Origin of the sequence: Streptomyces sp. NPDC048419 (assembly GCF_043200415.1) — a bacterium.
Classification (GTDB): Bacteria; Actinomycetota; Actinomycetes; order Streptomycetales; family Streptomycetaceae; genus Streptomyces.
Window position 1 is genome coordinate 52,411 of the sequence record NZ_JBICXT010000038.1, and the last position, 6,000, is coordinate 58,410.

At 70.1% G+C, this 6,000-nt stretch carries 4 protein-coding genes; 3 read left to right on the forward strand and 1 reads right to left on the reverse strand.

The window, feature by feature from the left end; all coding sequences use genetic code 11:
- Positions 1-184 precede the first annotated feature (184 nt).
- Positions 185-1,402 carry a PP2C family protein-serine/threonine phosphatase gene (locus tag ACGFYN_RS42880; RefSeq protein WP_393871443.1) on the forward strand — a complete coding sequence of 406 codons (1,218 nt, stop codon included), beginning with the start codon at positions 185-187 and terminating at the stop codon, positions 1,400-1,402.
- A gap of 280 nt (positions 1,403-1,682) precedes the next feature.
- Here ACGFYN_RS42880 and ACGFYN_RS42885 read toward each other — a convergent pair whose 3' ends face one another.
- A complete protein-coding gene (locus ACGFYN_RS42885; RefSeq protein WP_393871444.1) occupies positions 1,683-3,962 on the reverse strand; it encodes a catalase in 2,280 nt (759 codons plus the stop codon).
- Between the two features lie 644 nt (positions 3,963-4,606).
- Here ACGFYN_RS42885 and ACGFYN_RS42890 point away from each other — a divergent pair.
- Both ACGFYN_RS42890 and ACGFYN_RS42895 read left to right on the forward strand, forming a co-directional pair.
- Positions 4,607-5,212, forward strand: coding sequence for a hypothetical protein (locus ACGFYN_RS42890; RefSeq protein WP_393871445.1), 606 nt, complete (start codon positions 4,607-4,609; stop codon positions 5,210-5,212).
- Positions 5,213-5,722: 510 nt separating this feature from the next.
- Positions 5,723-6,000 (forward strand): 50S ribosomal protein L11 methyltransferase (locus ACGFYN_RS42895; RefSeq protein ID WP_393871446.1); only part of this gene is annotated, 278 nt, incomplete at its 3' end.

The following is a 6,000-nucleotide window of genomic DNA, read 5'->3' on the forward strand; positions in this document are numbered from 1 at the left end:
GTCCCCGATCGTCGCTCCCACGGGGCGGCCCGCGTGCGGCATCGGCGGCTGGGTAGTCGGACGGAACGGCAGAAGGTCATGTGGCGGGTGCTTGCCCGGCCGCGTCATGACGTCCGCGACGAGGTGCGCCTTCGTGGCGGGGGTGGCGGTGCGCCGGAAGTTTCGCTGACGAGAGGTGTACAGCATGCCTGACAGCGTCGCGGCCGAATTCCTACAGCTGATGCAGGCCAGCCACACCGCCACACTCGAGGAACTTCCACGCCTGATCGACCGGCACGCCACCGCGGGTGGCATCCACGACACGGCGATCCTGGTCGTGGACATGCGTGAGACGGTGCTGCGCCAACTCACCGGCGTAGGGCAGGACGCAGGCCACGGCGGTGAGGAGTTCACGGTGCAGGGCAGCCTGCCTGGTCAGGCCTACCAGCGGGTGGATCTGATCGCGGAGTCCGAGCGGCCGGGCGACCGCCCGGGCCGGCGACGGTGGTGGGTGGCCATCACCGACGGCGTGGAGCGCCTGGGGGTGCTGCGGGCCGACACGGACACCGCCGACGAACGGACCCGCCAGGCACTGCGGGATCTGGCGTCGATGACGGCATTGCTCCTGCTGAGCAAGCGTTCCTTCAGCGATTCCTACGCCCGTCTGGTGCGCACCGAGCCGATGAACGTGGCGGCGGAGATGGAGTGGCACCTCGCCCCGCCGACCGCCTACGCCGGTCATGACGCGGTCGTGGGCGCCGTGATGGAGCCCGCTTACCAGATCGGCGGTGACGCGTACGACTACGCCGTGTCCGGCAGCACCCTCCACCTGGCGATCTTCGACGCGATGGGCCACGACACCACGGCCGGTATCACCGCCAATGTGGCCGTGTCCGCCTGCCGCAACGCCCGCCGCCAGGGCTCTTCACTGACCGAGACGAGCCGGCGGGTGGAGGAGACGTTGATCGAGCAGTTCGGTACCAGCCGCTACGTGACCGGCGTGCTGGCCGAGCTGGACATGGTGACCGGCAAACTGGTCTGGGTGAATCGCGGTCACCACCTGCCGATCCTGCTGCGCGACAACCGCTGGGCCACCGAGCTGGCCTGTCCCCCGGCCGGGCCCATGGGCACCAACCTCGGACTGCCCGTGACCGAGCGCACCGAGCAGCTCCAGCCGGCCGACCGCCTGCTGCTGTACACCGACGGCGTCGTCGAGGCACGCGACGCTCGCGGCAGGCAGTTCGGCCAGGACCGGTTCATCGACTTCGTCCGCCGGCACCACTCCGGCCTGCACACCCTGCACGAAACCCTGCGCCGTTTGATGGCAGCCGTGCTGGAACACCCGCGAGGCCGGCTCGAGGACGATGCCACCGTGCTGCTCACCGAGTGGCGCGGGGGACATCAGGAGGCGCTCATCCCTTGAAACGTCTGTGGTCGGCGCCGGACATGTCGTGGCGCAGGGCCGCCCGGCAGCGTGAGAGGCCAGAATGTCGGTCACTGTCCGATTGCGTGGTACGCCGACGTCCAGGTTCTCGGCGAGGGCGACAACTCCCCCGCTGGCCCAGGGCAGTTCGAGGCGATTACGCATCCTCAACTGCTCGTTCACTTCGGCGCGAAGCTCTGACGGCGGCGCGAAGCCCTGACGGCGACGCGAGTTGCCGACCCCTCGCGCCGCCGTCAGCTGTGATCAGCGGAGCCGAGGGTCACACCTCCGCCGGGAAGCGTTCCCAGACGCGGTGCGCGGCCAGCAGCTCGGTGATCTGCCGCAGCGTCGACGTGCCGCTGTCGCCGACGACCACTCCGGGTGCGTCGGCGGGCACGCCGGCCGCCACCAGGGCGGCCTCGGCGCCCTTCCAGCCGCCGATGGCCTTACCGTGCCGAAAGGCCTCGCTCAGCAGCAGGGCGACGCGCGGGTCGTGTCCGGGCCCGGCCCCGTTCGTCAGTGCGGCCTTGGCGTCCCGGGCACCGTACGCGTCGCCGCCCAGCCCTGGCGCACCGGCGACCAGGACGGCGTCGAACTCCACGGACCGGGCGGTGGCGTAGGTCCGCTGCACCGTCAGCTCGCCGTCAGCGCCGTCCAGCACGCCACCGGTCGGGGCGACGACCAGGGGCACCATGCCCGCCTCGGCAACGGCGTCCCGTACGGCGCGCACGCCGTCGAGGTCGCCGTCCGGGCCCGTGACGATGCCGATGATCCGGCCGTCCGTGGGCCAGGTGTGCCCGATCTGGGACAGGGCGGGGCTGGGCTCGGGCTCGCCGAGCGGTACGGTCGGCTGCGGCGCGGGCAGCCCCAGGCCCGTCGCGACCTGTGCGCACAGCTCCGGGTCGATGTTGGCGAGCACCTGGAGCCCGCGCTCTTTGATGGCCTGCTCGTAGCACTTGCCGAGTTCGAAGGTGTAGGCCCCGATGATGTGCTCGCGCTCCACCGGGCTCATGCTCAGCCAGAACCGGCGCGGCTGACTGAAGTGGTCCGCGAACGACTCGGGCGCCTCGCGGACCTTCCGCGACTCCGGTACGGCAACGGGTGTCTCGACGTAGGCACCGAGATCCGCGCCGGCGGTGAACGGGCAGCCGCCGTCGAGGGAGTTGGGCCGGTAGGGGGCGACACCCCGGTGCACGGCCGTCTGGTGCATGCCGTCGCGCAGCATGTCGTTGACGGGGGCGTGGCTACGGTTGACGGGCAGCTGCGCGAAGTTCGGGCCGCCGAGCCGGGTGATCTGTGTGTCGAGGTAGGAGAAGAGACGGCCGGCGAGCAGCGGGTCGTCGGTGATATCGATCCCGGGCACGAGATGGCCGACGTGGAAGGCGACCTGCTCGGTCTCGGCGAAGAAGTTGGACGGGTTGCGGTTGAGGGTGAGCAGCCCGATCGGCTGCACCGGCGCGAGTTCCTCGGGGACGATGTTGGTCGGGTCGAGGAGGTCGATGCCCTCGAAGGTCTGGTCCTGGGTGTCGGGGAAGGTCTGAATCCCGAACTCCCACTGGGGAAAAGCGCCGGCTTCGATGGCGTCGGCGAGGTCCCGGCGGTGGAAGTCCGGGTCGACGCCGTTGATGATCTGCGCTTCTTCCCAGACCAGGGAGTGCACACCGAGCTTGGGCTTCCAGTGGAACTTCACCAGCGTGGTGCCGCCGTCGGCGTCGACGAGGCGGAACGTGTGGACGCCGAAGCCCTCCATCGTGCGGTACGACCTGGGGATGCCGCGGTCCGACATGTTCCACAGGGTGTGGTGGGCGGCCTCGGTGTGCAGGGTGACAAAGTCCCAGAAGGTGTCATGCGCGCTCTGAGCCTGCGGGATCTCACGGTCCGGGTGCGGCTTGCCGGCGTGGATGATGTCCGGGAACTTGATCGCGTCCTGGATGAAGAAGACGGGCATGTTGTTGCCGACCAGATCGAAGACGCCCTCGCCGGTGTAGAACTTGGTCGCGAACCCACGGGTGTCGCGGACCGCGTCGGCCGACCCCCTTGAGCCGAGCACGGTGGAGAACCGCACGAAGACCGGGGTCTCGACGTCCTTGGCCAGGAAGGCCGCCTTGGTCACCGAGGCGGCGGTGCCGTAACTCTGGAAGATCCCATGTGCGCCCGCACCCCGGGCGTGCACCACGCGCTCCGGAATCCGCTCGTGGTCGAAGTGCATGACCTTCTCGCGCAGGTGGTGATCCTGCAGCAGGACAGGTCCACGGGGGCCCGCCTTGAGCGAGTGGTCGGTGTCGTAGCGGCGGTTGCCCTGGGCGTCGGTGAGATGGCTGCCCGCCTGTGCCATCCGTGCCTGGTCGGCGCCGGTCGGCTGCCCGGTCGGTGAGTAGGTGTCCGGGCCGCTCTGGTCCGGCTTGGGCGCCAGCGGCCCGCGCGGCTCGGTCGGTTCAGCCACGGTCGGCGACTCGGGGGCGGGCTTGCCGGGAACGCCATCGGCCGGACCCGTGTGCTCGCCCTGCACCGCCTCGGCGATCTTCTCGGCCGTGCGCTTCAGAGGGTTGGTCTCACCCATAGGTACATGTCCTTTGCGACTGGAGGTGCTGCGGTCCGGCGATATCGCATCGCGGACTCTGTCCCCTGTGCCGTGTCGGCCTGGCCGGCGCACAGGCCGTCGACGGCCACCACTGCGTACCCAGCAAGGAGCCACCCACTCGCGGAGACAACCGGAAGAGAAGCGTGCGGCGTGGGAAAGCGGCTGGTCGGGCCCGTGACCGATGCCATCGTCCTTCCGGGTCAGACGTACGGAGGAGACCCGCGCGCGGTGCCAGCATTGGAGGCTCCGAAGGCCGTGCCCCCGGCCGTCCTGCCGTATGCCTACTGATCTCTGCGGGTGAGGGAGCGGTCGGTGGAACGCCGGCGGCGTGCCTGGCGGTAAGGGGCGGGATGGACGCCCTGGCCTCCTGCCGGCCTGTGAAACTGCCCAGCGGTCCGACGCCAGTTCGCCGTGCTGGAGAGGGAGTTTCGCCCTGGGACCCGCCAAGCACGGCTGGGAGGACCAGCGACGGACTGTGGCGCGGATCAGAGCGGTGATCGCCGGAGTGGCACGGTACGCGGCCGGCGAACCTGCCGGGGCCGTCGTGTGCGACGAATCGCGGTTGACCGCGCCATCGGGGGCACTCGCCGACCGTCAAGAGTTTCCGGCAGCTGGAGGACGATATGAGCGCTCCTGTACAAGGCCTGGGCGAGGGTCCTGGGCGGCAGAGAATCCTCGGCATCTATTTGAACGATCATCTGGCGGGTGCGACCGCCGGTGCGGAGTTGGCGCGCCGCATGGTCCAGGAGCACGGCGACACGCCGTACGGCGCGGAACTGCGGAGCCTGGAAGCGGAGATCTCGCAGGATCGGCGGGCTTTGCTACGGCTGATGCCGGATCTGCGTGTTCCCTCGAGGCGCTACAAGGTGTACGGGGCGTGGGTGGGCGAGAAGCTTGCACGGGTGAAGCCCAACGGCCGGCTGTTGCGCCGCTCCGGCCTCACGGTGCTGGTCGAACTCGAAGCCCTGCGCACGGGCATAGCCGGCAAGGCGATGCTCTGGCGCGCCCTTCTCTCCGCCTCCCCGTCGGAGCCGCACCTGGACTCCGATCGACTGGAGGACCTGCTGCGCCGGGCCGAACGGCAGATGTCGACGGTGGACTCGCTGCACGCCCAGGCGGCCTCATCGCTGCTGTCCGCGGTCGGCTCACCCCGAACGGCGCCGGAAACCCTGGCGGGAAGCTCGCCCGCAGGGGATCAGGGCAAACCCGCAGGGGATCAGGGCAAATGAGCCCTCCCGCCAACGGCACCGCGCTGCCATCACGGAGCCGAGACGGGGCGTGCAACACAGCGCACTGACCCGTCTCCTGACGGTCAAGCGAGATGCCCGCCACCGCTCACACCGGCGGCCGCGCTGTCCCCCTGCCTGGCCCGGCCGACCGGACAGTCGGCTCAGCAATGTACGGGAAAGCTCGCCCCAGGGGCCGACGTCAGGGCCCCCACGGCCAAGACCACCAGCTCGGCGGGCTGCGAGCGGCCGCCACAGGGACCGATGGCGGGTCGAGAATGCCCCGGGGCCAGCTCCTGGGGCGCCGAAGAACACTCCAACGACGCCTGAACCCGGGACATGTATGGATCACCGGTGCGTGGGCACCCAGTGCGACGACACAGATTGGCACACATCCGTCCTGTTCTTCACAAATCGCCGTACGGGCATTCGGCGACCGGTGTCACAGGCCAAGAGCGGCGGAGTGTGGACCCGGCGCCCTTGTGCGGGTGCCCCGCCGAACGGAGATGTGCGATGACGGTGGATGCCGTGGTGCCCGCCCCGCCGGTTGTGCCCCTGACCTTGCCGGGCGTCTACGCACCGCAGTGGGACACCGGACTGCTGGCCCGCGCCCTGCATCGGGAGGGGGTCGGGTCGAGGACCGAGGTGTTGGACCTCGGCACCGGCAGCGGCGCCCTCGCCGTCCAGGCCGCGCGGCTGGGCGCCCAGGTGACGGCCGTCGACATCTCCCGAAGGGCCGTGCTTACCGCACGGCTCAACGCGCTCCTGGCCGGCCAGCGAGTCCGTGTCCG

Excerpts from the sequence above, each read along its gene's own strand:
- ACGFYN_RS42885 (WP_393871444.1), bottom strand. The coding sequence starts at position 3,962 with ATGGGTGAGACCAACCCTCTGAAGCGCACGGCCGAGAAGATCGCCGAG.
- ACGFYN_RS42880 (WP_393871443.1), top strand. The coding sequence starts at position 185 with ATGCCTGACAGCGTCGCGGCCGAATTCCTACAGCTGATGCAGGCCAGC.
- ACGFYN_RS42890 (WP_393871445.1), top strand. The coding sequence starts at position 4,607 with ATGAGCGCTCCTGTACAAGGCCTGGGCGAGGGTCCTGGGCGGCAGAGA.